Below are 26,111 nucleotides of genomic sequence, written 5' to 3'. Positions count from 1 at the left end.
AGTGCGATCGACATGATCAATCCCTGAGCAAGGAACAGTACACTATTCAGGATTCTAGAGCAAAAACCACTCTAAAGAAAGGGTTAATCTGATTCATGTTGTTGATTCTGGCTGCGAATCTGAAACGATGGAGCAGTATAGTTTTCTGGTAAGTAGTCGATCGGCATTGTTGAATGATTGCCGTCTCGAAGTGAAGTGTAAGCTGGTGATAGAATTTCGATGCCTGCTTGATTGCAATAGTCTTGAATGTTCTGATGTAGTTCTGAATAGATTCTAGGCATTAATTCTGGATGATTCGTATACGCGTTTAGTTCGTAACTCACATTAAAATCATTCAGGGCAGTTTGCAAAACAAAGGGCTGCGGTTCGGACAGAACATCGATCGTTGTTTCTGCCGCTTGAATCAATACCTCATGAATTTTGCGCCAGGAGATGTCATAACCAAGCGTAACGGTAGTGTGAAGCAGTAGAGCCTGATTCGGTTTGTGTGAAGCTGGATGGATGCGAACAACAGCACTGAAATTAACCACATTGCTATTGAGCACTGAAGCATTTGGAATCGTAATCACTTCTTTCTTAAACGTGATCAGTCGAGTAACAAACATTGTTTTTTCAACCACTTCGCCGATCGTTTCACCGATGCCAATAATATCCCCGGTTCGGAAAGCACGAGTGTAAATCAAAATAATGCCCGCGATCGCATTCGTCACCGCAGACGATGATCCAAGCGTCACTAATGCACCCAGAAACAACGAAATTCCCTGAAAAGCAGGTGAGTTAAATCCCGGAAGATAAGGCGTAGCAACAATACAGGCAATGATTACAATCAGCAGGGTTGCGAGGCGATTCGTTGGCTGTATCCATTCAGGGTAGAACCACGAATAAGCATCATCTCGCCCTAATTCAATAATCACCAGCTTAATAAACTGAGTCGCGTAATGCGTAAACAGTGCAATCAATCCAATCATCACCAGATTCGGTAGATATTGAACAAATGCAGTTGTCGCTTGGTTTAGCCGATCGACAATATCGCTCAAAATCGAATTCCCGATCGCTCTTGTGGCTGGAAATTGACTCAGCACAAACGGAACATAGAGATACAAGCTGCCGAGTAAAAGAACGAGCCGTAAGATTCCAAGCAAACTAGTAAGGAGGTACCCTGTCGCACTAGAGCCAAGAAGCTGAAAACCTTGGATGCTCAGATCCAGTGCATGATTGTGTTGAGCTTCTTTGATTTTTAGGAGCAGGCGAGACACCGATCGCTGGAGCATCACCAAAAATCCAATCAATCCGATCGTGCTGAGCAGCGTTAATCCAATCCCCTGACTCAGTTTCTGAACACTGCGATCGTGGCGGTATTGCTCGATCGCAGATTGCATCGTTTGAACTTTCTGCGCTGCGGTAGATTGCCTAGACTGATCCTCAAAGCGATCGCTTTCTCGCACTGTTAATAGAACCGTATCCCTCGCAACAATCACAGAGCCGCTTTCTTGTTCTTCCACTCGAATCGATGTGGGGGATACCGACTCATCTTGTGCCACTTGAACTAAGCGATCATTCACGAGCCTCGATCGCTCTTTGGCAGATGCGACCCCCGGCACACCTTGCTTCAGCCGAAATAGCTCTTTGCCATCAAGCACAATCGGATAACCATCGATCGGATTTCCCGCTTCAATCGGTTGCTGAGCGTGAGACGGAGCCGCGACCGAGAAGAGCACGATCGCAAAACTCAGAATCACCCAAATCCGTCGGTGAAACAACTTCAAAACGACTGACCTATTTAGGCGGAAACCTCGATAGTTCTTTAACATTGGATAGATTTACCTGCTCTACGATCGCTCCTCGCGGTTTGCTTCTAGTAAGTGTACAATCTGAGCGGATAGCGTAGCCGGATTGAATGGTTTTGCGATCGCGCCTGCGAATCCCATCGCTTGTAACTGATGGGATGTAAACCAGTCGGCGCGGGCAGTAATCAGCAAAATCGGAATCGATCGCGCCATTGAATGATATTTAAGTTGCTCAACAAAAATGAGAGCATCAATCTCTGGAGTAGAAGTGTCTAGCAGAATCACGTCTGGCTGAGTGATTTTACACTGTTCTATGCCCTGCTGAATTGAACTCGAAACGTTGACGTGCCAGTCACCCAGTTCACTCAAGGAAATTTCTAGAACTGCTCGGAGACTTGCTTCAGGCTCAATTAGCAAGATTGTTTTGTCAGACATAATTTCTCTCCCGCCTCACCAGAGAGAACGGCATTCAATGCAGACAACTCCAGGTGAAAGGTCATTGAACAGCTTGGAACACGATAGCAACTTAGATTAAATTGATTTTTGAACGCCGCAGATCGATAGATTAGGGCATGATTGGTAGACTAAATCAAAAACATATGAAACTCATAAGACAAGAGGGTCAATTGTTCAGGTTGTCCACCCTAAAATTAATCCAACTTCTTGCCAGATTAGCGTCGGATCAAAGGGTTTTGTAATTACACCTGCAATCTGGAGCGATGCAAATTGTTGTCGATCGCTTGGCAGCACTTTCGCAGTTAAGAAAATCACTGGAATTGCTTGAGTCCGAGCATTTTGCTGCAATGCTTCAAACACCTGATAGCCATCAAAATCTGGCATCGAAACATCGAGTAAAATTGCATCGGGAACTTCCGATCGAGCGATCGCTAATCCTTCGATACCAGAAGCAGCGGGAATCGTTTGCCATCCGCCAAACTCTTCGAGCGAAACCTGTACGACTGCCCGAATATCGTCTTCGTCATCAATAATTAAAATTCGCTTTGATTGAGTCATGGAGTCCCCTTCTGCGCGATCGGTAACGTAAAAGGTGCTTCCTTCACCCAAACAGCTTTCGACCCAGATTTGTCCTTCATGTTTCTGCACAGTTTTTCTACAGATTGCTAGCTCCAATCCTGTTTCTCCTTTTTGCCCCCTTATATTAAGACAATCTGACTCAAGCGAAAGTTAGAGAAGCGAGAATTTTCGATCCTATGAGTTTCATATTTTCTTGCTTTATTGTGTATGGCGTATCCCTTCAAATCCATAGATTGACTTCGCTAAATCACACCGAGATCTAACGAACTATCTTTGCATTCACGATTACTGACACAAGGAAACTATCGATGACGAAGAGACATCTAGAGATGAAACTATGCCTGATCCTCTGCTCAATCCATTCAGCGATTTAATCAACGGTGCACTTTATCTCAGTCAGGATGCTTTTGCACGAATCATTCGCAATCCACAGGGACAAGCGATCGCGCTTTTAGTGGTGCTGGGTGCTGGACTCTCTTTAGGAATTGGACAAAGTGTGATTCTGTTTGCAAACCGAGTCAAGCCCGTTCGATTTCTACTGAGCTTGCTGCTCAATGCGATTTTGTTCGCGTTTGGGTTCCTGTTTTTGGTGTTTAGCACTTGGTTGATTGGCTTACTTCCTGGGTTTGCACGAATTTCCTGGGGGGATTTAGTCGAAGCGTTTGGATTGAGCTATACCCCGCTGTTGTTTGGATTCTTAGGAGCATTACCACATCTGGGAAGTCCGATTCTCAATGTGCTTTCGGTCTGGCATTTACTTCAAATGGTGACTGCGGTGAGTGCGGTTGCTCAGGTCGGAGGTGCAGCGGCGTTTACGCATGTTGCAGTGGGTTGGATTGTCCTGCAACTGCTACAAGGAACAATCGGACAGCCGATCGCACGATTCGGACAAAAGCTCGATCGCAAAGTGGCAGGTGTGGATTTAGTAAAACAGCGATCGCGCTTAAGAGAGCAAGTCCAGACAGGCTTGGAAACCAGAATTTTGTCCTCAAATTCTGCGATCGAGGTTGGTTCTGTTGCTCCCCTTTATACGAGTGGAACAACCACGATCGAGCTTCCCACTCAGGATACACAAACGCTGGGCGTTCGGATGGAGAACCGATTTCAGGGAATTCCTCAAGCGATTCGTTTGGGGTTAATTCTGTTTGGAATGGTGTTGCTGTTTGTTGTCGTTGCGCTCCTTTTGCGCCCGATTCGCCTCAGTTTATTTAGCTGGTATGCAACCCTGCCACGTGTGGTGCGATGGACATTTGATCTGTCGTGGATTGGTATTGTGGCGCTGATCTTTGCTGGATTGTTAGCCCCTTTGGAGACATTGGGCTGGTGGGCGGGTTGGTTTGGAGATGAGCTAGAGACTAAAGAACTCTCTCAGACTACTGTGAGCCAAGCTTCTAAGCAAGTCGATCGCTATGTCGTTTACTTGGATGGTGTGGGTCAATCTGGAGAAGCTTACACGCCTGATGTGGAGGACTTTCTCACTGCACTCGATCCTGCGCTACCGGAACGAATGGAGCTAGTGAGAGGACTAATGCTCTACTCGGTGCGAAATCAAGCCTTAGTTAGCGATCGACCTTTATCTTGGGTGTGGCGACTTGCCGATCGAATGCGTTGGGAAAATCCAATGGCGCTGCTCGGATTGATGGTCAATATCCGAAACGCTTGGATTGTGGCAGTTTCCGCCGATAAGCGATATGGTCCGATCTACAATCAGGGCATTGCTCAGGTCATCTATAATGGCTTGATTCAGCGTGGCTACCAACCAAAAGAAGGCACACCGATTACATTAATTGGCTATAGTGGCGGCGCTCAAATGTCGGTCGCAGCAGCTCCTTACCTCAGACGTGCTTTAGAAACTGAGATTGAAGTGATTTCGCTCGGTGGTGTGATGAGTGCGAACAATAATTTTCTAAAGTTAGAGCATCTATACCATTTAGTTGGGGATCAAGATAGTGTTGCTGCTTTAGGTCCTTTATTGTTTCCGGGGCGACGTAAATGGTTCCCGCTCTCTTACTGGAATCGAGCCTTACGAAAAGGGAAGATCAGCGAGATTTCGCTGGGTGCGATGGGGCATCAGGTTCCGGGTGGAATCATGGACCCGAATGCGTATCTACAGAATGGACAGAGCCATCTTGAATATACGATCGATCAAGTCCTCTCAATCCTGAACGGGGATTTTCTCATTCATACACCTCCTCGCGCCAGAGCAATCAGCAACTACGAACTCTACAAACAAGCAGATTTTAACAACTATACGCACTATCCGCTTGATCAAACTGTTGATTCAAACTGGTATCGCTCGATCGCGCCTTGGATGGGTCGTTTGATTCTGCCTCAGATCTCAGAGCGTCGTCAACTTCGAGGAATTTGGTTTGAAGTGCATCATGCCCCTGCTGGCTACGAATCACTGATTGGTAAAAAAGTTGTACTGCGTTGGGCAGACGATCCGACTCTCAAACAATGGATTCGAGCCGTTACCCACGATGTGCATTTTAGTGTGAATGCAACTTATTCCAGTCAGTACGGCGGCACAATTCACCCCGATCGCGTGAATCACTGGCAACAAGTCGGACCGCTCGAATCGCTTGCAGCCTCTCACCCAAGCGATGATCTGATCGTGATGTTGACAGATCCCGTTGAGATCGATCGCTCAACCTTGTACATTCAGCACCCCCCTTCAGAAATTACGGGACGATACTATGGCTTAGTGCGCTTTGAATTCCCGATCGCCGGAAGCAATTGTTTTCAGGTGACGCACTTTAACCGAGCATCTCGCGATTTTGACGGATGGAAAGAAGCCGTTCGTTTACCTGAAGTGGTCATCGCTCAGTGCTATGGTAGCCTTCCTTCCACTGCGAACAAGCTAGAACGGTCGCCCCTCAACGAAACAGGATGGTACATTTACGGTGCGAAAGATGCGTCTGGGGTCTTTGTCGTTCAATCGCTTGCACCTCGATCGCTGTTGCGTCTTCAGCCCGATCGCGTTGTGTTTGGTAGCAAGGCTGCTTATCGCTACATTCGACAAGAATCCTGGGCAAAAGCAGTCGAGCAAAAAGGCAACATTTCATCGGTTCTCTGTGCAAATCGGCAATCTGAGAACAATCAAAGCGCGATCGACGAATGGAAAATTGGCGATCGCGCTTTATTACTGCATGTTTATGGTGGCATTGGCGGCAATAAAAAAGAACCTGCGGCAGCAACTCCGATCTTTTTCGGTCATTTTGCCTACGGGGTTGCAACCGTTGTTCATGATCCAATCAGTGATGAGCGACGATTTGACATTCAATACTATCAGGTCTACACCCATAACACCGATGGCTTAACATCAGGAACGGTACATTGGTCGCGCTACATGGGCGATCGACAATTTGGCTGGCTGGGTGTGCGTCCGGTGTGTGATGTTTTAGTCAAGTTCGAGCCGTTTACGGGTCGCTTTGACCTCTTGAACGGAACCCAGCGATCGCCCTTAGATAGTATGATTCGTCAGCTTGAAGCAATGACCGCCCGATATCGGGTCGGAGATGGAACAGGTGCAACTTATGTCGGTCCTGCGAACAATTGCGCTCAAGATGCGAATCAAGCGTTATTTGCGAGTATTCGATCGCTCTCGGATGAAATTGCTGCGAACCAATCTTATTTAGAGCGCTGGTTAAGTCAGAATCCAGATCAAGCAAAACAGTATCAGCAGCTTTTAGCAGTTAAGCACAGACTCAATTCACAATTGCAGCCGTTTGGTTCACCGCGTTCTGATTGGGAAACGAACGAATTTAAGCTAGGGACAACGCTCGAAGATGATCCCCTCCGCAATCTTTGGACGGGTTTAGGGAGTTGGCGGACACTGCTCCCACGTAAAGCGAGTGATGCGATCGTCAAAACCTTTTTAGAACAAGGTGCATCAGTTTGGGTGCTGCGTACGAATCAAGTCGGCGGACACAATCCAGACATTGAACCGATCGCGCCCATGACTTTGTGAAGGATGTCCTATGCTGCAATATATCCGATCGACGCTGATTCCCTCAAAACCCGCTCAACTCCTGATTCAAACCGGGCTGAAGTGGGATCAAGATAACTGTCCCGGAATGGCGGCTTCGCTGTCCTATTTTGCGCTGTTTTCGTTGTTTCCTTTGCTGATGGTGATTCTTAGCATTATCGGTAAACTGATTGCACCTGGAACAGAAGCATTTCAAGGGATCGAACAAGCCATTCAGCGATACCTTCCGCCAGAGGTGCATGAGTTAATCAAAGGAACTGTGATTTCGCTCAATCAAAATAGTGTAGGAGCCGGAGTCATCGGATTTGTGGTGTTGCTGTGGGCGGCGAGTGCAGTATTTGGCATTCTTAGAAGTTCTGTGAATAAGATTTGGCGATCGTCGAGTCGTATTTCTGAATCGGGATCACCCGCGAAAATGATGCTTTTCTTTGTGGCAAATAAGCTATTCTCATTTGTGCTAGTACTGGGAACGGCTTTGCTGTTAGTTGCCTCATTGATTTCAAGTATTGTGATCAAGGGAATTTTGAAGCTGTTCTCAACGTTTCAAGAAACAGTCTCTTGGCTTCAGATTGATCCATCTCAATTAACAAGGGGATTAGAAACGAGTGCATCGTTTTTGATTTTAGCGATCGCGATTTGCATTCTGTACAAAACCTTACCGTCTAGCTATGTTTCATGGCGCGATGTGTGGCTGGGTGCGCTGATTGTAGCTTCGTTGCTGGTTGGGCTTCAGCAATTAGTGAGTAATAGCGTGATCTCGATCGGGAGCCATTTTCTGTCTTATGGTGTGATCGGTGGCGTGATGATTTTGTTGCTATGGATTTTTCTCACCTGTCAGATTTTTCTATTTGGCTGTGTGATGTCCTATGTTTTCGCGCATCTATTCGGCAGCCGTCGTCGTCAGGATTTGAATCAATAACCTTGTTCACCTTAAGTAAATGTTTCATGACTAAACTCAATCGACGCAGGCTTTTAGTAGGCAGCATGACAGCTAGTTTCTCAGCAAGTATCGTCGCCCAATCTGCACAAGCACAAACCGATGATGGAACAATCGAAGCCCTATTTGGTGCAGATGATAGTCCAACCACTCGGAAAGATCTAAGCGGTCAAATCACTCTTTCACCTACGATCGCTTACGATCGCGCAATCTCCAGAATCTTGATTCAGTGCAGTCAAATCGGGATGGAACAGTTCGAGCAAAAACGGCGCGATCCCCAGTTTAATGGTGCAATTCGCAGTCTACCCAGTTATAGCGATCGACTCGATCGATACACTCAAATCGCGACCTTCAATGTTCGCTTGGATGCTACAACTACTTTATTGAGAAATCTTAGTCCGATAGGCAATCGAATTACTCAGCGAATTGTAAAGCCAACCCAAGCTTTTATCGGATTTGCCCTGACGACCTCTGAACATAATCTGATTGTTTTCCGGGGAACCTCTAACCCGAAAGAATGGATTGCTAACTTTCAAGCAACCCAGAGCGATTATCTACAAGCTGGAACGAAACGAGGTAGAGTTCATACCGGCTTTCTGCGGCTTTATGAGCAACTTTCAGAGCAAGTCCGCCAAGTTGCAAATCAACTGAATCCAGCATTACCTTGTTTCGTCGTTGGGCATAGTCTAGGGGGAGCATTGGCAACACTCGCAACAGCAGATTTAGCTCAAAATTCTAAGCTCAAAAATCAACTTCGTCTGTACAGCTATGCGGCTCCGAGAGTGGGCGATCGCGCTTTTGTGCAATATCTCAATACGATCGCGCCAAATAACTATCGAATCATCAATCTTGCTGATATTGTGCCGATGGTTCCTCCTTCCAATCTGCGAAATCAGGAATATCACCACGCTGGACAAGAATGGGTGTTTTTAGACTATGCGGGCGGCGAGATGGGGACTAGCCACGCTGTATCCCTTTATCGAGGTCAATTGGTCAGCAGGTTGAAACAAATCAGCTTCCAAGCTTTCCAACGAACTGCCGCTGAGCGTCCTACAAGTTTCATATTTTAATTCAGTATTGTGATGGAACATTCATCACATTGCTGGATTGAGCGGCAGTTAAATCGATGCATAAGAGAATACAGCTTAATATTTTAGGAATGGGTGTGTTTCTAGCGATGAGTCTTGCCTTGAGTTCTCGTGCTAGTGCGATCGACACCGTTACTTTAGTGTTTAACGAATCTCGTACCTCCGTTCCATTTAGCGATTTCCGCAGATTTGTCGAAACAGGTGAAACCCAGCGAACCACTTTACAAAGCTTTTTCGCCAGAATTCCCAATACTTCCCAAGCAATCCGATCCACGTTAACCCGTGAGATTGCGATTCCTCGTCCCTTGAGTGAGCGCAACTTTAACAATACGATCGCGGATTTTATGCTATTCCAACTCAGTAACGCTCTCGGTTCGATTACGGTTCCTGATAGCTTACAACCTTTGCGATCGGCATTAATCACTTCTTATCGAAATAATCAAAGCATCTCAATCCTGGAAGTAATGAGTAACTATCCGATCAACGAAATGACTGTACAGCTCCCTCGCGTCGAACGGGCTTACAACCGTGTCAATGCACTTGCACAGCGCATTCCTCCTGCTCTAGAAGCAAATGAATTTTTGTTTAATCTGATTTGTAATTGTCCATCCGCTTCGACTCTCGATCGCGTTGCAAGCTGTCCATAACTTATCTCTAAAACGATGTTATCAAAGTGGCTTAGACGAACTCTAATGGTGGGATTGGGTGCTGGAGTCTTCAGTTACGCGACTCCAACGCTTGCCGCTGAACGAGTCATCTTGAAATATGGAATTTTTCAAGAAACCTTTTCGGTTGAAGATATGCAAAAATTCGTTGAAACAGGTCAGTTAGTACCTGTACGACAGTTTCAACTTAGACTAGCTGGAGCCGATCCAGAAGCTCTACGAGGATTTCTTAATCAACCAGTGAACGTCAACTTTCTCACCTTAGATCGAACTCTGAACACGCTACCGGGTGAGCTTCTATTACATCAACTCGGACAAGTGATTTACAATCGTCGTCGCGTTGAACCCGTACAGTCGTTGAGATCTGCGATCGTACTTTCTGCAAAAGATGACTGAGATGGACCCGTAGGGTTGGACAAGAAATAGATAGTGAATAAGCTACAGTTCTAGATCTCAATTCTACTAACTTTACTGATCTAGATTCAATTCACGCTTTTGCTTCTTTCATGTTCACATTCTTTAGACTACTACAATACACTTGATTCGGTGTCTTGTATTCTAATCCTTGATGTGGTCTGACTTGATTGTACCATTGAAACCAGTGTTTCACTTCTTGATTCAAATGCTGTCCATTCTCGAATGACTTGAGATAAATCAACTCATACTTCAAACTCCGCCATAATCGCTCAATGAAAATGTTGTCATGACATCTGCCTCGCCCATCCATGCTGATGTTGATTTGAGCTGCTTGGAGACAATCGATGAACGCTGTCGCCGTGAACTGTGCGCCTTGATCACTGTTAAAGATCTCTGGCTTGGGATAACCCGCTAATGCTTCATCCAATGCCTCCACACAAAACGCCACTTCTAACGTGTTTGAGATGCGCCATGACAAGACTTTGCGGCTGTACCAGTCCATCACTGCTACCAGGTAAAAGTGTCCCTTCGCGCCTGGAAGATAGGTAATGTCGGTACACCAGACCTGATTCGCATTCGTAATGGCTAATCCTCGCAGCAGATAGGGATAAATCCGATGCTCTGGATCGGCTTTGCTGGTATTGGGTTTCGGATAGATCGCATACAACCCCATCTCCCGCATCAACCGTTGCACCCGTTTTCGATTCACGTTGTACCCTCGCGATTGCAGAAACACCGTCATTTTCCGACTGCCGTAAAACGGCGTTTCCAAGTATTGTTCGTCGAGCAACCGCATGATTGCCAGTTCTTCTTCCGACGGCGGCAAAGCTTGGTAGTAGAAACTCGATCGCGCAATGCCCAACAATTCACACTGACGCACAATGCTCAACTCTGGATGCTCTGAATCTACCAAGGCTTTTCGGTCGGCAAGCCCAATCGTGCCGACCTGTTGGCTAAAAAATCTCGCTCCACTTGCAACTTGCCAATTTGTCGATATAACTCGTCAACTTGGGCGCTCGTTTCTGGCTCCACTGCACTCGATTTCGCACCGCGTTCAAACAACTCACTCGCACCGTCCAAAAGCTGCCGTTTCCAGTTGTGGATCATCGTGGGGTGAACGCTGTAATGACTCGCGATTTCCGCGATTGTCTTTTCTCCTTTAATCGCTTCGAGGGCGACTTTGGCTTTAAACTGGGCGCTGTGTTGTTTACGTTTGTTTTGGCTCATATCTACTCCTACCATGAGGTTGAGGGGTGTAGCTTATTCACCTGTCCAGTTTTTTTGTTCCACTTCAGACAACACCGTTTCGATGATGCAATTCCTCCAGAACTATCCACTTCCAGAAGTGTTCTTCGATGGTAAAAAGATCGCTCAAGTGGGTCAGAGAGTGAGTAACACTCGCGATCGAGCAAGAAACCATTTGCAGACAGTCACCTCAATGATGCAGCAAATCTTGGGTGAGCCGCTGTGCCGTTGTGAGTCCGAAACAGCAACAACGAAAGAACCTTAACGATTCTATGTTCAACTTCTCTGATTCTGAAGCACCAAGCCAAACGCCTCGCCAGATTGCTCGTTCTTTTCGCTGGTTGGGTTGGATTGGCTTTGGCTTGCAGTGTGCGCTAGGATTCATTCCCATTCTGGTCGTGGTTGCGAATGTGCTGTTTCAGCCTGGAAGACAGCAAACCGGGAGGCTCTCATTAGGCTTGTGGATGGCGATCGCGTGCTTGTTCATTCTACTGTTTAGTATCTATTGGTGTTTTCGCTACACGCTACTCGCTCGTAAGCTAGAAGACCGCGATCTGCGCCCTGCTAAATCCGAAGTCATTCGAGATTTAAGGATCGGGATTGTTGTGAATGTCGCGAGTATGTCGATCGCGCTATTAATTGCCCTATTTCGAGTCGGAGAACTCACGATCAGGATGCTAACTTTGCCTCAAGGTGCAACCGTTGTTACTCCCAATCAGGTGGGTACGACTGTTGGATCAGCAGGCACATTGATCACACCCTCAAATATGATTGCAATTCAAGCGATGGTGAATACGATCGCCGCTGGATTGATTGGGCTAGTGGTCACGATGCTGCTCCTTTACCAAGTTCGCCAGCATCGAAGTTCTTATATTGACTAGAACTACAGTTGTATATCCTGGGGACTCTGGAACGTGTTTCAAAGGACTGAAGATAATCGTCCTGGCTTTTAGTCCCCTTCAGTGGACTTCGTTTTGTTAGCCCCGAATTCTATTCCGGGGCGGGTAAACAACGCAGTGAGAGAACTTTAAAGCACGATAAGACCGTCTGAATACACAGGGCATCTCAACCACAGCAAGAGCTAACTTTGAAATTTCAAATAACCTACTTCAGGAAACGATCAATGACAAACAAGACCAAACAAACGATCGCCGTTGGACTAGCTGGAATTAGCCTTGTGATTGCGGGTGTAAGTTGCTCTTCTCAGGACAACACGGCTCAGCAAACAACGCCACCTCAGCCACCTCAACAAACAACGCCACCTCAACCGCCTACGACAGCTCAACAGTTCTCCTGCACCGGAACGAAGGTCAACGGCTGGAACTATGATGCAAAATTTGCAGAGGGTCGCTTCACCCAAATTACCTGGACAAGAGCAGGACAACCGCCACAAGTTTCACCGCTGACCTTCGATCGCAAAAATGACCAGGGGCAACCCATCTATCGAGGCTCATTTCAAGGAGCGACTGCAATTTCGCTAGTGGACTTAGGACAAGGCAACGTCCGTGCAGGTTCCGAAGTCTCGGTTGGAACCGAAGAATGGGGTTGGGCAAGAGGAACCTGCGCGATCGCGACTGCAAAAAACTGATTGACCCGCATCCTATCAGTTTCATATGGTATTGCTCTAGCTTATAAAAGCAGCATCCTGCAAACTGCGATCGCTCGATCAGTTTTGTTACTCAATTTCTAAACAGAAAGAACAGTGAATTGCTCTTTCTTCTCATAAACCATTTGCAAAAGCGAGGTTACACAGGATGAATCCAGATCTTCAGCTTGATGTCAACGTCAAGAAATCAACCGGTTGGGTCATTGCTCTGAGTATTGCTCTGATCATTCTTGGAATTGTTGCGATCGTTTTACCAGGGATCGCTTCAGCATTTTTCACCCTGATGATCGGCTGGATTACGCTGATTAGTGGCGGTGTGATGATTGTTCAATCGTTTCAATCAAAGCCTGTTCGAGGATTTTGGCTCAATCTATTAGTAGGAATCTTTTACGCGATCGCAGGCTGCTACATCTTATTTAATTTAGGTTCCGCATTGCTGGCATTAACTTTCGCCTTCGGTGTGCTGTTTATTGTCGAAGGAATCTACACCATCATCATGGCATTTACGAATCGAGCAGGTCATCGCATGTCCTGGCTGGTTGCATTAAACGGAATTGTAACTCTGATTCTCGGCATCATGGTGCTGAATCGCTTTCCGTTTAGTGCAATTTGGTTGATCGGTCTGTATGTCGGAATTAGCTTGCTCATGAGTGGTATCTCTCTGCTGGTTGCGGCTCTCGCAGTCCGTCAATCTGTTGCCAGAACCGCTTTGTAGTCTGATCGCTTACGCACCTACTCAAACATCGAGAACAAAACTATGACCGCAGAAGATCAAAGACTAAAACAAACCCGCACGGGCAAAGTGGATTGGTACAAATGGGGTCCTTATACCAGTGAACGGCAATGGGGAACCGTACGCGAGGACTATAGTTCGGATGGCAATGCGTGGAACTATTTTCCACATGATCATGCTCGATCGAGAGCGTATCGCTGGGGTGAAGATGGCTTAGGCGGCATCACCGATAACCATAACTTGCTCTGTTTTGCGATCGCACTTTGGAACGGCAAAGACCCAATTTTGAAAGAACGATTGTTTGGGTTAACCAACAGCGAAGGCAACCACGGCGAAGATGTCAAAGAGTACTATTTCTACCTCGATAGTACGCCAACTCACTCGTACATGAAGTATCTGTACAAGTATCCTCAGTCTGAGTTTCCCTACAAGGATCTGATCGAAACCAATCGGAACCGGAATCGCTATGAGCTAGAGTATGAGCTTTTGGACACCGGGATTTTTGATGACGATCGCTATTTTGATGTGTTTGTCGAGTACGCGAAAGCGGATAACGAAGATATCTTAATCCGAATCAGCATTGCAAATCGCGGACCTGAAGCGGCTCCGATTCATCTACTACCAACGCTATGGTTTCGGAATACTTGGTCTTGGGAAAATGGAGGCGCAAAGCCCGTCATGACTCGGATCGAGGGAACTGGAAACAGCGTTGTGCAGGCGCATGTCACCGATAGTTTGCTCGATAAATATGTTCGTGACTACTATTTTTACTGTGATGGAGTCGCTCCGCTACTATTCACAGAGAATGAAACGAACAATGAGCGGATCTTTGGTTCCACGAATGCAAGCCCCTATGTCAAAGATGGCATCAACAATTACATTGTGCAGGGTCAGAAAGACGCTGTGAATCCGCATCATGGGGGCACAAAAGTTTCACCGCACTACGAAATGACGATCGAGGCAGGCGAAACGAAGGTGGTTCACCTGCGCTTGACGAAGTACAATCCAACCGAGATGGGCGATCCTTTTGGAATTGGCTTTGAGCAGGCGTTTGCCGATCGAATCAAAGAAGCGAATGAGTTTTATGCAACCGTGATTCCGCCTGCGGTACAGGAAGATGCCGATCGTGCGAATGTGATGCGCCAAGCTTTGGCGGGCATGATGTGGACGAAGCAATACTTTTACTATGATCTCGATCAATGGCTTCGAGAGCGCGGCGTAACTCCCTGGACAAATCTCAAAGAGCGTCAGCACATTCGGAACAATGATTGGTTTCATATGCTGAATGATGACATTGTTTCGATGCCCGATAAGTGGGAATATCCCTGGTATGCAGCGTGGGATTTAGCGTTTCACGTGATCCCGATTAGCTTGATTGATCCTGATTTTGCCAAAGATCAATTGATGCTCATGCTCAGAGAAGATTACCTCCATCCAAACGGGCAGATTCCAGCTTACGAATGGAACTTTGGTGATGTTAATCCTCCGGTTCATGCCTTTGCTACTTGGGAAATTTACACCCGCGATCGCGAACGCAACAATGGAGTTGGCGATATCGATTTCCTCAAATATGCTTTCTCTAAACTGGTGATTAACTTCACTTGGTGGGTGAATCGCAAAGACGAAGGCGGTAACAATCTTTTCCAAGGGGGTTTCCTCGGACTTGATAACATTGGCGTATTCGATCGTAGTGCTGCTTTGCCGACAGGAGGGCACTTAGATCAAGCCGATGGCACCGGCATGGATGGTGTTTTTCAGTCAGCGAATGTTTCAAATCGCGATCGAGCTTGCTCTGCATGATCCCTTGTACGAAGACTTTGCAATCAAGTTCTTTGAACATACGATGTGGATTGCTGGAGCAATGGATCGCATCGGGGACAATCACGACGAACTCTGGGACGAAGAAGACGGATTCTTCTATGATGTTCTGCACTTCCCGGATGGTCACTCGACGCGATTAAAAGTACGATCGCTCGTCGGTCTACTCTCACTGATGGCAGTTGCAGTCTTTCCAAAAGAAGCATTTGATCGACTTCCCAATTTTAGAGAAGCCGCGCAGAAGTTCATGATGCAGCATCCCGAACTCACGCACAATGTTCATCTCCCAAATCAGTTGGGTGAGCGCAATCGATTGATGCTTTCGATTTTGAATGAACACAAGTTGCGGCGCGTATTGAGCTATATGCTCGACGAATCAGAATTCCTCAGTGATTATGGGATTCGCTCTCTATCGCGCCATCACTTGGAGAATCCTTACCGCTTCAACTATGGCGGTCAAGAATACAAAGTCGGGTATGTTCCGGGTGATTCGACTTCGGGAATGTTCGGCGGTAACTCAAACTGGCGCGGTCCGATTTGGATGCCTGTGAATCTGTTGTTAATCCGATCGCTGTTACAACTCTATAGCTACTACGGCGATAACTTCAAAATCGAATATCCAACCGGATCAGGTCATCAAGCAACCCTGTTTGAAGTAACAAGCTCTATTAGTGAACGGATTACCAGTATTTTTCTTAGAAACGAAGCAGGTCATCGTCCGCTGTATGGTGGAACCGAGAAGTTTCAGACTGATCCTTACTGGCGCGATCTAATTCTGTTCTACGAATATTTCAACGGGGACAATGGCGCAGGTGTGGGAGCGAGTCACCAAACTGGATGGACGGGCTGCATTGCTCGAATCATTCAAGCACTCGGTTACTTCACACCCGAAACCGTGATGAACACGATTACTCCTGGAGAACTGGAGAAGTATCGCGTTTAGAACAACATTGCGATCGCCTCTCTGATTAACCCTTCAGAGAGGCTGATTCATCTCAATCTTACAATTCGGAGAAGCTATGAAATCTCAATCTTTGATCCGATCGACGCTTTTTTTCGGCGCAGTAAGTTTCGCATTGCCCGCGATCGCTCAACTCACCCCAAATTTACCGACAAGCGCATCATCCCAAGAAAATTTTCAAGGTCGAGGAGTTGCACAAGGATCTGCTTTTACTAGAGGACGAAATGCGAATACAAGGTTAACCCTTGAGCGCAATAACTTTAGTCTAGAGATGACAGAGCCTTCAGGTCGAGGAGCCAGATTACAATATCGGGGGGTCATTTCCCGACGTGACAACGACGCTAACACTCCCAATAGTTTCACCCTCAATACGAGAGTGCAGAGCTTTAACTCATCTGCTAATTTGCGAGTCCTGAACAATACAGCGGGAACTTGCCGCATCGAAGTGTTTGATGCGCGAATCATCTCAAGCACCTGCAACGCTGTGACGGGTGATAGTTCAAGTCGATTTATGGGACTGGAGCAGTTCTAAATAAATACTTTGTTCGAGCCTTATAATAGATCGAACCCGTCTGGATCACAGTCCAGACGGGCAAACTGAATTAGGGATTGAGAATTTTCGAGACGCTTAAGACATCTTTGTCACCGCGTCCTGAACAGTTGATCACAATCCGAGGACTCCCGGAAAGCTGCGGGCAAAGCGCATCGAGATATGCGATCGCATGAGCGGTTTCCAGCGCGGGAATAATTCCCTCTAGCCGAGACAGCTTCTGGAACGCCGCTAATGCTTGCTCATCCGTGACCGCATAGTATTCCGCTCGTCCTGCTTCCATCAGATAACTATGCTCAGGACCCACTCCCGGATAGTCCAGACCCGCACTCACCGAATGCGGCTCGATCACCTGTCCATCTTCATCTTGCAATAAATAACTCATTGCACCGTGAAGGACTCCAACTCGTCCTTTGGTCAAGGTTGCCGCGTGCTTATCCGTTTCCACACCATGTCCAGCCGCTTCGACTCCGATCATCCGCACATTGGATTCTTCCACAAATTCATGAAACAGTCCCATTGCATTCGAGCCACCACCGACGCAGGCTAAGAGAATATCCGGCAAGCCGCCCCATTTTTCCTGACATTGAGCGCGGGTTTCTTGACCGATAATGGCATGGAAATCGCGCACAATCATCGGATACGGATGCGGTCCCGCCACTGAGCCGAGAATGTAATGCGTCGTTTCAACATTCGTCACCCAGTCGCGAATCGCTTCGGAGGTCGCATCTTTGAGCGTTCCGGTTCCAGCCGCAACAGGACGCACTTCCGCACCCATCAAGCGCATTCTAAATACGTTGAGCGCTTGCCGCTCCATATCGTGAACGCCCATGTACACGACGCAATCTAAGCCAAATCGAGCGCAAGCGGTGGCAGTCGCGACTCCATGCTGTCCCGCTCCGGTTTCAGCAATCACGCGCTGTTTGCCCATACGTTTTGCTAAGAGAGCTTGAGCGATCGCGTTATTGATCTTGTGCGCTCCTGTATGATTCAAATCTTCGCGCTTGAGATAAATCTGTGCGCCCGTTCCATCCGGTTTTGCATAATGCTCGGTCAGTCTTTGGGCAAAATAGAGCGGACTCGGACGACCGACGTAATCTTTCAGAAGCCCTTGCAGTTCTGCTTGAAAGGCTGAATCTTGACTGTACTGTTTGTAAGCGGCTTCGAGTTCTGCTAGAGCAGGCATCAATGTTTCAGGGACATATTTACCACCAAATTTGCCGAATCTGCCGAGCGCATCGGGGCGGTTTTCGATTGAAACAGAACGATTGGGGGGAAGCGGAGTAATAGTCACGATCGCACTTTCAATATTTCAGAACATCTTTTATTCTAGGGCATCCATTCTAAGCCGATACCGATCCGGCTTTCTTTTTGAATCGGTGAATTTTGTCTCTGAAACTCCGTGGAGATTCGCAGATTGTGTGTGAGTGCATACCCGATCGATAAAGTAGTTAACCCAGTTTCATCTGCACTAAACGGAGCGACCCAACTTTGAGTCAAGCTAATATCCGCGCCGCCGCCACGAGATAAAACGAATAATGCTCTGATGCCGATATTTGCACCGTCGATCGTTTGTCCTTCGGTGTTTAAGTGTCGATACCCAACTACAGGAGCGACATTGAGATAACTTCCGAGCGGACGCACATAGTAATGCAAATCTGCGCCCCAATTGGAAGATTGATAGGTGGCACTGGTCGTGAAATTTGTGCGATCGATTCGCAAATCCTCGATTCCGACTTTTAATTCTGAGGCAGAGTAACCGACGCGAATTCTTGGGCGAAAACTCGGATCGGTTTTAATCTCTTCGGTCACATTCGGAACCTGCTTTTGCCAGCGTTGTAAAACTGGACTGTTTTGAATGATTTTCGGATCAAGGTCGAGTTCTGCTGCGTACGCAGGCGACGCAAGCAGCAACATCCCAAAAATTAACGCTCTCATCGTATCCGCTCACGTCTAACTTGCCTTATTGAAGCGTAAAAGCTTTGGTAAGTTTCCTTAGAGTGGTTTGAAGCTTTTTTGCTCCGTTCACGTCCGCCCCGGAATAGAATTCGGGGCTAATGGTGCGAAGTCCTTTTCAAAGGACTGAAGAGATTTCGTTTGGCTTTTAGTCCCCTTCAGTGGACTTTGTTTTGTTAGCCCCGAATTCCATTCCGGGGCGGGTGAACAACGCAGTGAGAAAGCTTCAAAACAGTCCCTAACCTGCCTTTTCAAAAATCAAAATGTGCTGCTGCGGTAATCCATTTCGAGTTTCCACATATTTAAGTCCTGCTGCGGTCATTTCTTGACGAGCTTGCTTTTGAGTCATCTTATGCAGCGGTTTGATAAACACAAATGGATTCTCGCCTCGGTATTCGACTAAAACCACTCGACCGTGAGGCTTTAGCGATCGCACAATTCCCGCGATCATTTCCTTGGGATATTCAAACTCATGATACGCATCGACCATCAATGCTAAATCGACGCTATTTTCTGGCAAATTCGGATCAGTCTCAGTGCCTAAAATCGGCTCAACGTTTGAAATCTTTTTCTCATCTTTGAGATCGTTCAAAATCTCGATCATTTCAGGCTGAACATCAACCGCATACACTTTTCCAACTTGTGGCGCAATTCGGAAACTGAAATATCCGGTTCCGGCTCCAATATCGGCGATCGCGCTATCGGGTTTGAGATTTAGAGCCGCGATCGCTTTTTCGGGTTGCTCTTCAGAAGTGCGGCTCGATCGTTCTAGCCATCCTGCGCCCTGATGTCCCATTACTTCGGCAATCTCACGTCCCATGTAAAATTTACCAATTCCATCCGGATCGTGATTCGTCCGAATCTGATAGTCATCTGCCAACGCAGGCAAACTGAGACACAGCCAAATCGCCACCAGTGCCCCGAATTTTCTCCAAAACATTCCACGCCTCTCGATACAGTTCACGTCGCTAACAAACTGTAAACTGTTGTCAGTTTTGTATCAATCGTAGTGCCGTGTTCCTGACTAAACGTTTTACCCTCATTGGAATTGCCATTGCGCTCCTCCTCGTTTTCTCTAGACCCTCTCACGCGCTCCAAGCTCAAATTACGCCCCAATCTCCCGCGCTTGGAGACACGATCGCAGTCATTACTCAAGCTCAAACTGCTCCAACCATTAGCTTTAATGGTAAGAATTATCCAGCATTCGATTTAGGCAATAATCGCTACCGCACTCTTTTACCGACCACACCGCTTGATCGTCCCGGTCGTCTCTCAATTCAAATCGCCGCTGGAACCGATACCCAAACAATCCCAGTCACCTTGCGAAATCGATCGTTTCCGACTCAAAGCATTTGGCTACCACCCGGAAAAGATAGTAACGGCGACGATGCAGAGTTCGATCGCATTGATGCGTTTAAAGCGATCGTGTCTCCTGAAAAGCTTTGGTCAGGAAAATTCGCTCGTCCAAGTAGTGGTGAAGTTACTTCTGGGTATGGCATTCGGCGCTATTACAATGGTGTGTTTGCAAAAGACTACTATCATCGAGGCATTGATTATGCAGGGGGATATGGATCAGCGATCGTGGCTCCCGCGGCGGGTCGAGTCGTTTTAGTAGGACGTGAATCTCAAGGCTTTCGAGTGCATGGAAACTGTGTTGGACTCGATCACGGTCAGGGAGTCGAATCAATCTACATTCACATGAGCCGGATTGATGTGAAAGAAGGTGATCTTGTCAAACCGGGACAGCGAATTGGCGCGATCGGATCAACTGGATCTGCAACCGGACCGCACTTGCACTGGGGCGTATTCGTTCACGGAGCCGCTGTTGATCCGACTCCTTGGCGCACAAAAACATTTGAATAAGTTTCGCTAATCTACCCTGCGGCGATTAAAGGCTTCTGACCGCAGCTAGATAAGTCGCTTCTACGCTTCCCGTTAGATTAATCATGACCTCTACGGGAAGTTTTTATTATGTCTAAAGTAGAAGATGCAATTGAAAAAGCTAAAGAAATTCTGCCAAACGTTACCCCGACTCCCCCTGGATTGAAGGCAGAATCTTCGGTTCATGATTTGAAGTCTCGTCTGGAATGGGGCGAACCTGGATTAACGATTATTGATGTCCGCGATCGCGAAATCTTCAACTCCGGACACATCATGGGTGCGATTTGTTTTCCGATGAATGAAGTGGTCGAACTGACCAAGAGCAACTACGAAGCCAATCGCGACATCTATGTTTACGGTGCAAGTGATCAAGAGACGAGTGAAGCTGCAAAACTGCTGCGTCAAGCTGGTTTCAAGAACATTGCTGAACTCAAAGGCGGCTTAGAAGCTTGGAAGGAAGTTGCGGGTTCGACCGAAGGCATTGATGAAACTCGTGCAGAGCCGGGCAAGAATGCGTACAACGTGGTTGACAACGTGAAGAACCACTTTGAGCGTCAAGAAATCGACTTTGAAAAACCATAGTCGATCGTGTGACTTCTTTTAAGTTCGTTGGCTAGAACATTGGGACTCCAGCTTGTCATGAGGCTGGAGTTTTCTTATTTCCATGTAAACGTTAGTTCGATGAGTCTTTCCGCTTCGTTTTTCGGTGTTTCGCCCCCTAAATCCCCCATTCTGGGGGACTTTGAGTGGAAAAAATTATTGAATTGGGGAAATGCTGCCACTGTCAAAGTCCCCCAATTTTGGGGGATTTAGGGGGCTGAAGCTGCAAACAACGAAGCAAGGCGATCCATCGATCTCATGTGACATTACTTCCAGTCGTCGATCGTATCTTCCTTTGCTCTCGGAAGTTCCTCATATTCCGGCATTCTCAATTCTTCTAACGGTTCTGGCTCGTATTCTGCTTTCATCTCAAGCTGCAACGGTCGAATCACACGAGTCACAGCGTCCTGCATAAACGTTTTGATAAATTCATCGCGCCGATTCAGTTGAAATTGTTTCTGCACGACTTCAGTAATGCCACCATCCCCCCAGCTTTGATTATTGCGGAAATATTCGATAAAGCTTCTGCCAGCGATTCGAGTCAAATAAGCCGCACTGACACCCTGAATGGCTCGACCTGCGATCAATCCCGCCACACTAACTTGTAAGGCAGTTGTAGCAATCTCGATCGCACCCCGCACAATACCCAATCCTACGAGCGTTTTCGTCAATGAAATCGCCATTTCACGCGCATGGTCGATCGTAATTTCACACCCATAAATTCGCCCAATCTCCACGACCATTTGAGCGTTCACCGCTGCTGTCGCTAACAAATCCACAACCGGGATCGGAGTCGCTGCAATCACGCCTGCCCCGATCCACTGATAGCGATCGACTAATTTTTCCGCTTGTTTGTGTCGCTGTTCATCGATCAATCGCCGCGCTTCTTCGCCCAATCGCTGAGACTGAATCAAGATATTGTCTGCAAGCAAATCTTCGCCTTCAGTCCTGAGAATATGAACAATCCGATCGATTAAATCCGTAATTTCTGGATCAGGATAAAGCCATTCTCCGGTTTCGGTTTGCATTCTCGGAGGATTTGCCGCGATCGCAACGACATCATCAAGCGCGACCGTTCCCCGCACTCGTTCCCGCAATCGTGCCAAAATCGCCTCTAAATCTTCCTGAACATAGAGATCCGCTTTGTTCAAAACCACAATCGATCGCTTGCCAATCTGCGTTAATGCCTGCAATGGCTCATATTCCGACTGCCGCAAATCGTTATCTAACACGAATACAATCAAATCTGCCTCAGTCGCCAATCGTCGCGCTAGTGTTTCCCGCTCGGTTCCCGCGACTCCGGCTTCTAAAATTCCGGGTGTATCGGTGATGATGACTTCTCGATCGACTCCCTGCAATTTCATCCGGTAAGTCGCGCCCGCTTCAGTCGTTCCCATCGGTGCGCCCACTTTCCCGACAATTTGCCCTATCAGCGCATTCACGAGCGAAGTTTTTCCAGATGATCCCGTTCCAAAAATGACTAGACGAAATTCTCGACGCGCCAGATCTTGCTCGATTTGTTTCGATCGTGCAATCAATTCCCGTCGGGCAATCTCATCTTGAATCTGCGCCACTTGTTGCCGAACCGCTTGCAAATTCTCCTGAGCGGCTTCCGTTTTCACTTCTGAAACGTTTGGAGGCGGCATTCGCTTCCGTCGTCTCGATCGACTCGGCAACCAGAAAAAGTAGTAGGTAAAGGCTGCAATCAACACACCCAGCAGCACAATCACCAGAAAAATCACTAAATTCGCCAAAAACGGATTCGCGATCGCCCAACTCAATCTGGTGATCGAATCGATCAGCCAAATCACCAACCCCAAAATTACTGCAACACCCACCACCAGCGTAATCAGTCGAGATAAGCGCATCACTCAAGCTCAGAGCAACTTTTCTCTATTCTGTCTGATTCAATGCGATCGTGTTCCGCTGATCAGATTCAAAATTTCGCTTGAAATTCTCAGCAAGATTTTTTATCGTCAGGAAGTTAACGCTCTCGTATCATCAACACAACTCTATGGGTCTTTTTGATCAAATTATGAGTGCGGTCGCTAATCCGCAACAGCAAGCCTCGACAAATCAACTCGGCAGCATCTTAGGAGTTGCTCAGCAAGTGGCTGGCAACCAAGGCATCGACTCGAACACCACTCAAACGGTGATGTCACTCCTAGGCGGTTACGTCCGCTCATCGCTGCAAAATCAGCAAGCCAGTCAGGGCAGCGGTCATGTTCAATCCCTCGTGAATCAATTCTCTGGACTGGGCAGCAATCCACAAGCCGTCAGCGCTCTTTTTCCCGGAGGCGCACAGCAACAGGTTTCTGAAAATATCGCACAGCAAACCGGATTGAATGCTGGAACAATTCAATCGATGCTGCCTGTTCTCGTGCCGCTCGTTCTCAATCTGCTCCAAAGCGGATCAGCACAGCAAGGCGGTCAATCCGCTGGAAATCCAGTGTTGAACGCTTTTCTCGATGCCGATCGCGATGGTGATGTGGATGTCGGCGATGTGATGGGGATGGCTGGGCAATTTCTCAACCAACAGCGATAAGTTTTTGCTTCCCCCTTCTAAGACGTGCTTTAAAACCTCTCGCTTCGTTCACTCTCGCCCCGGAATAGAATTCGGGGCTAATCGTGCGAAGTCCTTTGAAAAGGACTGAAGACGCTAATCTTGGCTTTTAGTCCCCTTCAGTGGACTTCGTTCTGTCAGCCCCGAATTCCATTCCGGGGCGGGTGAACAACGAAGCGAAAAAGCCGTCAACACACTCCAATAGATGAAGGCAAATCCGCCCTCATCCCAAAACTTCCAAAAAACCAAAAGAGCGGATAGATCCTCAGATCCATCCGCTCTTTAGTCTCTAGAAATTACCACCCTTACTAAAACTCTTGGCTCCGGCAGGGCGCGACTCACGCGGCTTCGCCTTATTCACTTTTAACTCTCGACCCAGCCATTCTGCACCATCCAACTCCGCGATCGCAGCATCTTCTTGGGCATCGTCCGCCATTTCGACAAACGCAAACCCGCGTTTTCTGCCTGTCTCTCGGTCTGTCGGAAGGCTCACGCGGCTGACTTCGCCGTATTCAGCAAACACTTCTTTGAGATCGTCTTCAGTCGCCTGAAAGGACAGGTTGCCAATATAAATAGTCACGTTACTCTCCAAACCATTCGTGTGAGGGGCGAACTCGGAGAAAGCCGATCGAGCAGAAATCAATACCGCTCAGCCATTTAGCTGTCGCCGAACTCTTGTTTTGAGAGTATTATACTAGACTCATCTCGAAATGAGAAGCACAAGATTCGCCTTTCGTCTACCTGTAAAAATAGGAATTTCTATCATTCCCACTGTGAATTCTTATGAGACCTTTGGGGCAGTTCGTGATGAAGGGTTTTTACAACGATAAAAATTAAAAGAATTGTTCTCAGAAAGTTGACAAAACGTTACATTATTGGGGAATCTTAAAGATAGGAATCAGTGCTCGTGCGCTGTTCTAGTCCCGGACGAGTTTATATGCAGAAATGAGAAGATTCTAAATTTTTTAAGAATCCGTTCATTTCTGTCTGTAGCGCAGGCAACAAGCGGTCAGGGGAGGGAAGAAAGTATACCTTCTTAACCTTGCCTTAAGTCTGTAGGTGTACCGTATTGGAGATACCTACATACGTTGCCCTGCGTTTTATTTATGGCGTTTTTTCAGAAGAAAGCTCAGTTAGGAGCATCTCTTTCCTCTCTCGCTGCCCTGACCTTTGGATTGGCAGCCTGTACTCCTCAAACCGCAAACACTCCTCCTCAAGGTGCAACGGGTGGCAGTAGTCCCGCTTCTGCGCCTTCTGCGGGCGGCGGTACGATTTCGATTAATGGAGCAGGCGCTTCGGCTCCGAACTTGGTGTATCAACGCTGGTTCCAGGAATACAACAAGCAAAACCCGAACGTTCAAATCAGCTATGACTCGGTTGGAAGTGGTGCGGGTGTTCGACGCTTCTTGGATCAGACGGTTGATTTCGGTGCGACCGATGATCCGCTTAAAGATGAAGATCGGGCGAAAGTGCCTGCCGATCGAGGTAAAGCGATTCAAGTTCCGTCCACCGGATTGTTCATCGTGATGGCACACAGTCTCAAAGAAGTGCCTGACCTGAAACTCTCGCGTGAAGCACTCTGCGGCATCGTCGATGGCTCGATCAAGACCTGGGACGATCCGAAGATCAAAGCGAATAACCCGAACGTACCCAGCCAACCGCTGACTTTTGTACACCGTTCAGACGGCAGTGGAACGACGGCAATTTTCACCCGGCATGTTGAGAAAGCGTGTCCGAACTGGAAAGGCGGCTCAGGTAAAACTGTAGAATGGCCCGCCGGAACCGGAGCAAAAGGAAATGAGGGCGTAACCGCTCAGATTCAACAGACTCCAGGCGCGATCGGCTACACCGAATACTCATTCTCAAAACAAAACAACTTGCCGACCGCGAGCTTACAGAACAAATCAGGAGCCTTTGTTGCTCCGACTCCTGAAGCGGCTGCAAAAGCGCTAGAAGGCGTTAACGTTCCAGAGACTTTCGCGGTGAATGTGCCTGATCCAGAAGGAAAAGACGCTTACCCGATCGTGAGTTTGACGTATCTCCTGCTGTATGAAAACCCCAGAGATCCAGCAAGAGCGAAAGCGTTCAATGACTTTCTCAAGTGGGCTTACGGCGAAAACGGTAAGAAGTTTGCAACCGAGTTAGGTTACTTGCCGCTACCAGAAACGATTACGACGAAAGCGGCTTCAGCGCTTGAAACGATCAAGGTAGCAACGAAGTAAAAAATCGTACATCGACCGGAGAATTTTACCCGGATTCAGGAGAATACGCTCTGGTCGAT

25 protein-coding genes are annotated in these 26,111 nt (G+C 47.4%); 16 read left to right on the top strand and 9 right to left on the bottom strand.

Going from position 1 to position 26,111, the window contains the following annotated elements:
• Positions 1–83: 83 nt before the first annotated feature.
• The 3 genes from NIES2104_RS25210 to NIES2104_RS25200 form a co-directional block, all read right to left on the bottom strand.
• The gene (locus NIES2104_RS25210) at positions 84–1,766 is read right to left on the bottom strand and encodes a mechanosensitive ion channel family protein (protein WP_202815113.1); all 1,683 of its coding nucleotides are present in this window, start codon (positions 1,764–1,766) and stop codon (positions 84–86) included.
• A gap of 63 nt (positions 1,767–1,829) precedes the next feature.
• On the bottom strand, positions 1,830–2,222 hold the full coding sequence (locus NIES2104_RS25205; RefSeq protein WP_059000999.1) for a response regulator: 393 nt from the start codon (positions 2,220–2,222) through the stop codon (positions 1,830–1,832).
• 195 nt (positions 2,223–2,417) lie between these two features.
• Positions 2,418–2,945, bottom strand: a complete 528-nt coding sequence (locus NIES2104_RS25200) for a response regulator (RefSeq protein WP_263971063.1) — start codon at positions 2,943–2,945, stop codon at positions 2,418–2,420.
• 214 nt (positions 2,946–3,159) lie between these two features.
• On the opposite strand from NIES2104_RS25200, the gene NIES2104_RS25195 reads away from it, so the two are divergent.
• From NIES2104_RS25195 to NIES2104_RS25175, 5 genes are read left to right on the top strand one after another with little or no spacing between them, the layout of a single operon-like run.
• Positions 3,160–6,792 (top strand): hypothetical protein, encoded by a 3,633-nt coding sequence (locus NIES2104_RS25195; protein WP_059000997.1) that lies wholly within the window; start codon positions 3,160–3,162, stop codon positions 6,790–6,792.
• Positions 6,793–6,802: 10 nt separating this feature from the next.
• A complete protein-coding gene (locus NIES2104_RS25190; protein ID WP_059000995.1) occupies positions 6,803–7,729 on the top strand; it encodes a YihY/virulence factor BrkB family protein in 927 nt (308 codons plus the stop codon).
• 26 nt (positions 7,730–7,755) lie between these two features.
• Positions 7,756–8,817, top strand: coding sequence for a lipase family protein (locus NIES2104_RS25185; RefSeq protein ID WP_082690081.1), 1,062 nt, complete (start codon positions 7,756–7,758; stop codon positions 8,815–8,817).
• Positions 8,818–8,873: 56 nt separating this feature from the next.
• Complete coding sequence (locus NIES2104_RS25180; RefSeq protein ID WP_082690080.1) at positions 8,874–9,482, top strand: alpha/beta hydrolase; 609 nt, start codon at positions 8,874–8,876, stop codon at positions 9,480–9,482.
• A 15-nt stretch (positions 9,483–9,497) separates the two neighbouring features.
• Positions 9,498–9,896: an alpha/beta hydrolase gene (locus NIES2104_RS25175; RefSeq protein WP_082690079.1), complete on the top strand. Its 399-nt coding sequence runs from the start codon at positions 9,498–9,500 to the stop codon at positions 9,894–9,896.
• A gap of 91 nt (positions 9,897–9,987) precedes the next feature.
• Here NIES2104_RS25175 and NIES2104_RS25170 read toward each other — a convergent pair.
• Positions 9,988–11,144, bottom strand: a protein-coding gene (locus tag NIES2104_RS25170; protein ID WP_156427044.1) for an IS3 family transposase whose coding sequence is annotated in 2 segments (ribosomal slippage) — positions 9,988–10,880 and positions 10,880–11,144 — 1,158 coding nt in all. Because the reading frame shifts where the segments join, the coding sequence is not laid out codon by codon here.
• An 82-nt stretch (positions 11,145–11,226) separates the two neighbouring features.
• Here NIES2104_RS25170 and NIES2104_RS25160 point away from each other — a divergent pair.
• From NIES2104_RS25160 to NIES2104_RS25135, 7 genes are all read left to right on the top strand, one after another.
• Positions 11,227–11,427, top strand: coding sequence for a hypothetical protein (locus NIES2104_RS25160; protein ID WP_156427043.1), 201 nt, complete (start codon positions 11,227–11,229; stop codon positions 11,425–11,427).
• Between the two features lie 7 nt (positions 11,428–11,434).
• A complete protein-coding gene (locus tag NIES2104_RS25155; RefSeq protein ID WP_059000984.1) occupies positions 11,435–12,043 on the top strand; it encodes a DUF3611 family protein in 609 nt (202 codons plus the stop codon).
• Positions 12,044–12,285: 242 nt separating this feature from the next.
• Positions 12,286–12,750: a hypothetical protein gene (locus tag NIES2104_RS25150; RefSeq protein WP_192843624.1), complete on the top strand. Its 465-nt coding sequence runs from the start codon at positions 12,286–12,288 to the stop codon at positions 12,748–12,750.
• Positions 12,751–12,916: 166 nt separating this feature from the next.
• A complete protein-coding gene (locus NIES2104_RS25145; protein ID WP_059000982.1) occupies positions 12,917–13,483 on the top strand; it encodes an HdeD family acid-resistance protein in 567 nt (188 codons plus the stop codon).
• A 42-nt stretch (positions 13,484–13,525) separates the two neighbouring features.
• On the top strand, positions 13,526–15,301 hold the full coding sequence (locus NIES2104_RS33730) for a hypothetical protein (protein WP_304608011.1): 1,776 nt from the start codon (positions 13,526–13,528) through the stop codon (positions 15,299–15,301).
• Positions 15,231–16,262, top strand: a complete 1,032-nt coding sequence (locus NIES2104_RS33725; protein ID WP_304608010.1) for a hypothetical protein — start codon at positions 15,231–15,233, stop codon at positions 16,260–16,262. The genes NIES2104_RS33730 and NIES2104_RS33725 overlap by 71 nt, the downstream gene beginning before the upstream one ends.
• Positions 16,263–16,338: 76 nt before the next feature.
• On the top strand, positions 16,339–16,812 hold the full coding sequence (locus tag NIES2104_RS25135) for a hypothetical protein (protein WP_059000980.1): 474 nt from the start codon (positions 16,339–16,341) through the stop codon (positions 16,810–16,812).
• A gap of 70 nt (positions 16,813–16,882) precedes the next feature.
• On the opposite strand, the gene trpB is transcribed toward NIES2104_RS25135, so the two are convergent.
• The 3 genes from trpB to NIES2104_RS25120 form a co-directional block, all read right to left on the bottom strand.
• The gene (gene trpB, locus NIES2104_RS25130) at positions 16,883–18,118 is read right to left on the bottom strand and encodes a tryptophan synthase subunit beta (protein WP_370561224.1); all 1,236 of its coding nucleotides are present in this window, start codon (positions 18,116–18,118) and stop codon (positions 16,883–16,885) included.
• 41 nt (positions 18,119–18,159) lie between these two features.
• Positions 18,160–18,768 (bottom strand): hypothetical protein, encoded by a 609-nt coding sequence (locus NIES2104_RS25125; RefSeq protein WP_059000977.1) that lies wholly within the window; start codon positions 18,766–18,768, stop codon positions 18,160–18,162.
• Between the two features lie 256 nt (positions 18,769–19,024).
• On the bottom strand, positions 19,025–19,726 hold the full coding sequence (locus tag NIES2104_RS25120) for a class I SAM-dependent methyltransferase (RefSeq protein WP_059000975.1): 702 nt from the start codon (positions 19,724–19,726) through the stop codon (positions 19,025–19,027).
• A gap of 74 nt (positions 19,727–19,800) precedes the next feature.
• On the opposite strand from NIES2104_RS25120, the gene NIES2104_RS25115 reads away from it, so the two are divergent.
• Together NIES2104_RS25115 and NIES2104_RS25110 are read left to right on the top strand one after the other, a co-directional pair.
• On the top strand, positions 19,801–20,649 hold the full coding sequence (locus NIES2104_RS25115) for a M23 family metallopeptidase (RefSeq protein WP_263971038.1): 849 nt from the start codon (positions 19,801–19,803) through the stop codon (positions 20,647–20,649).
• Between the two features lie 108 nt (positions 20,650–20,757).
• The gene (locus NIES2104_RS25110) at positions 20,758–21,249 is read left to right on the top strand and encodes a rhodanese-like domain-containing protein (RefSeq protein ID WP_059000973.1); all 492 of its coding nucleotides are present in this window, start codon (positions 20,758–20,760) and stop codon (positions 21,247–21,249) included.
• A gap of 284 nt (positions 21,250–21,533) precedes the next feature.
• On the opposite strand, the gene NIES2104_RS25105 is transcribed toward NIES2104_RS25110, so the two are convergent.
• The gene (locus NIES2104_RS25105; RefSeq protein ID WP_059000971.1) at positions 21,534–23,135 is read right to left on the bottom strand and encodes a GTP-binding protein; all 1,602 of its coding nucleotides are present in this window, start codon (positions 23,133–23,135) and stop codon (positions 21,534–21,536) included.
• Between the two features lie 167 nt (positions 23,136–23,302).
• On the opposite strand from NIES2104_RS25105, the gene NIES2104_RS25100 reads away from it, so the two are divergent.
• A complete protein-coding gene (locus tag NIES2104_RS25100) occupies positions 23,303–23,812 on the top strand; it encodes a DUF937 domain-containing protein (RefSeq protein ID WP_263971037.1) in 510 nt (169 codons plus the stop codon).
• Positions 23,813–24,119: 307 nt separating this feature from the next.
• On the opposite strand, the gene NIES2104_RS25095 is transcribed toward NIES2104_RS25100, so the two are convergent.
• Positions 24,120–24,470, bottom strand: coding sequence for an RNA-binding protein (locus NIES2104_RS25095; protein WP_263971062.1), 351 nt, complete (start codon positions 24,468–24,470; stop codon positions 24,120–24,122).
• A 466-nt stretch (positions 24,471–24,936) separates the two neighbouring features.
• Between NIES2104_RS25095 and pstS the strand changes: the two genes are divergently transcribed.
• Positions 24,937–26,052: a phosphate ABC transporter substrate-binding protein PstS gene (gene pstS, locus NIES2104_RS25090; protein ID WP_059000968.1), complete on the top strand. Its 1,116-nt coding sequence runs from the start codon at positions 24,937–24,939 to the stop codon at positions 26,050–26,052.
• Positions 26,053–26,111: the final 59 nt, after the last annotated feature.

It is taken from the genome of Leptolyngbya sp. NIES-2104, assembly GCF_001485215.1.
Taxonomy (GTDB): domain Bacteria; phylum Cyanobacteriota; class Cyanobacteriia; order Leptolyngbyales; family Leptolyngbyaceae; genus Leptolyngbya.
This window is presented reverse-complemented; position numbering and strand designations above follow the sequence as displayed.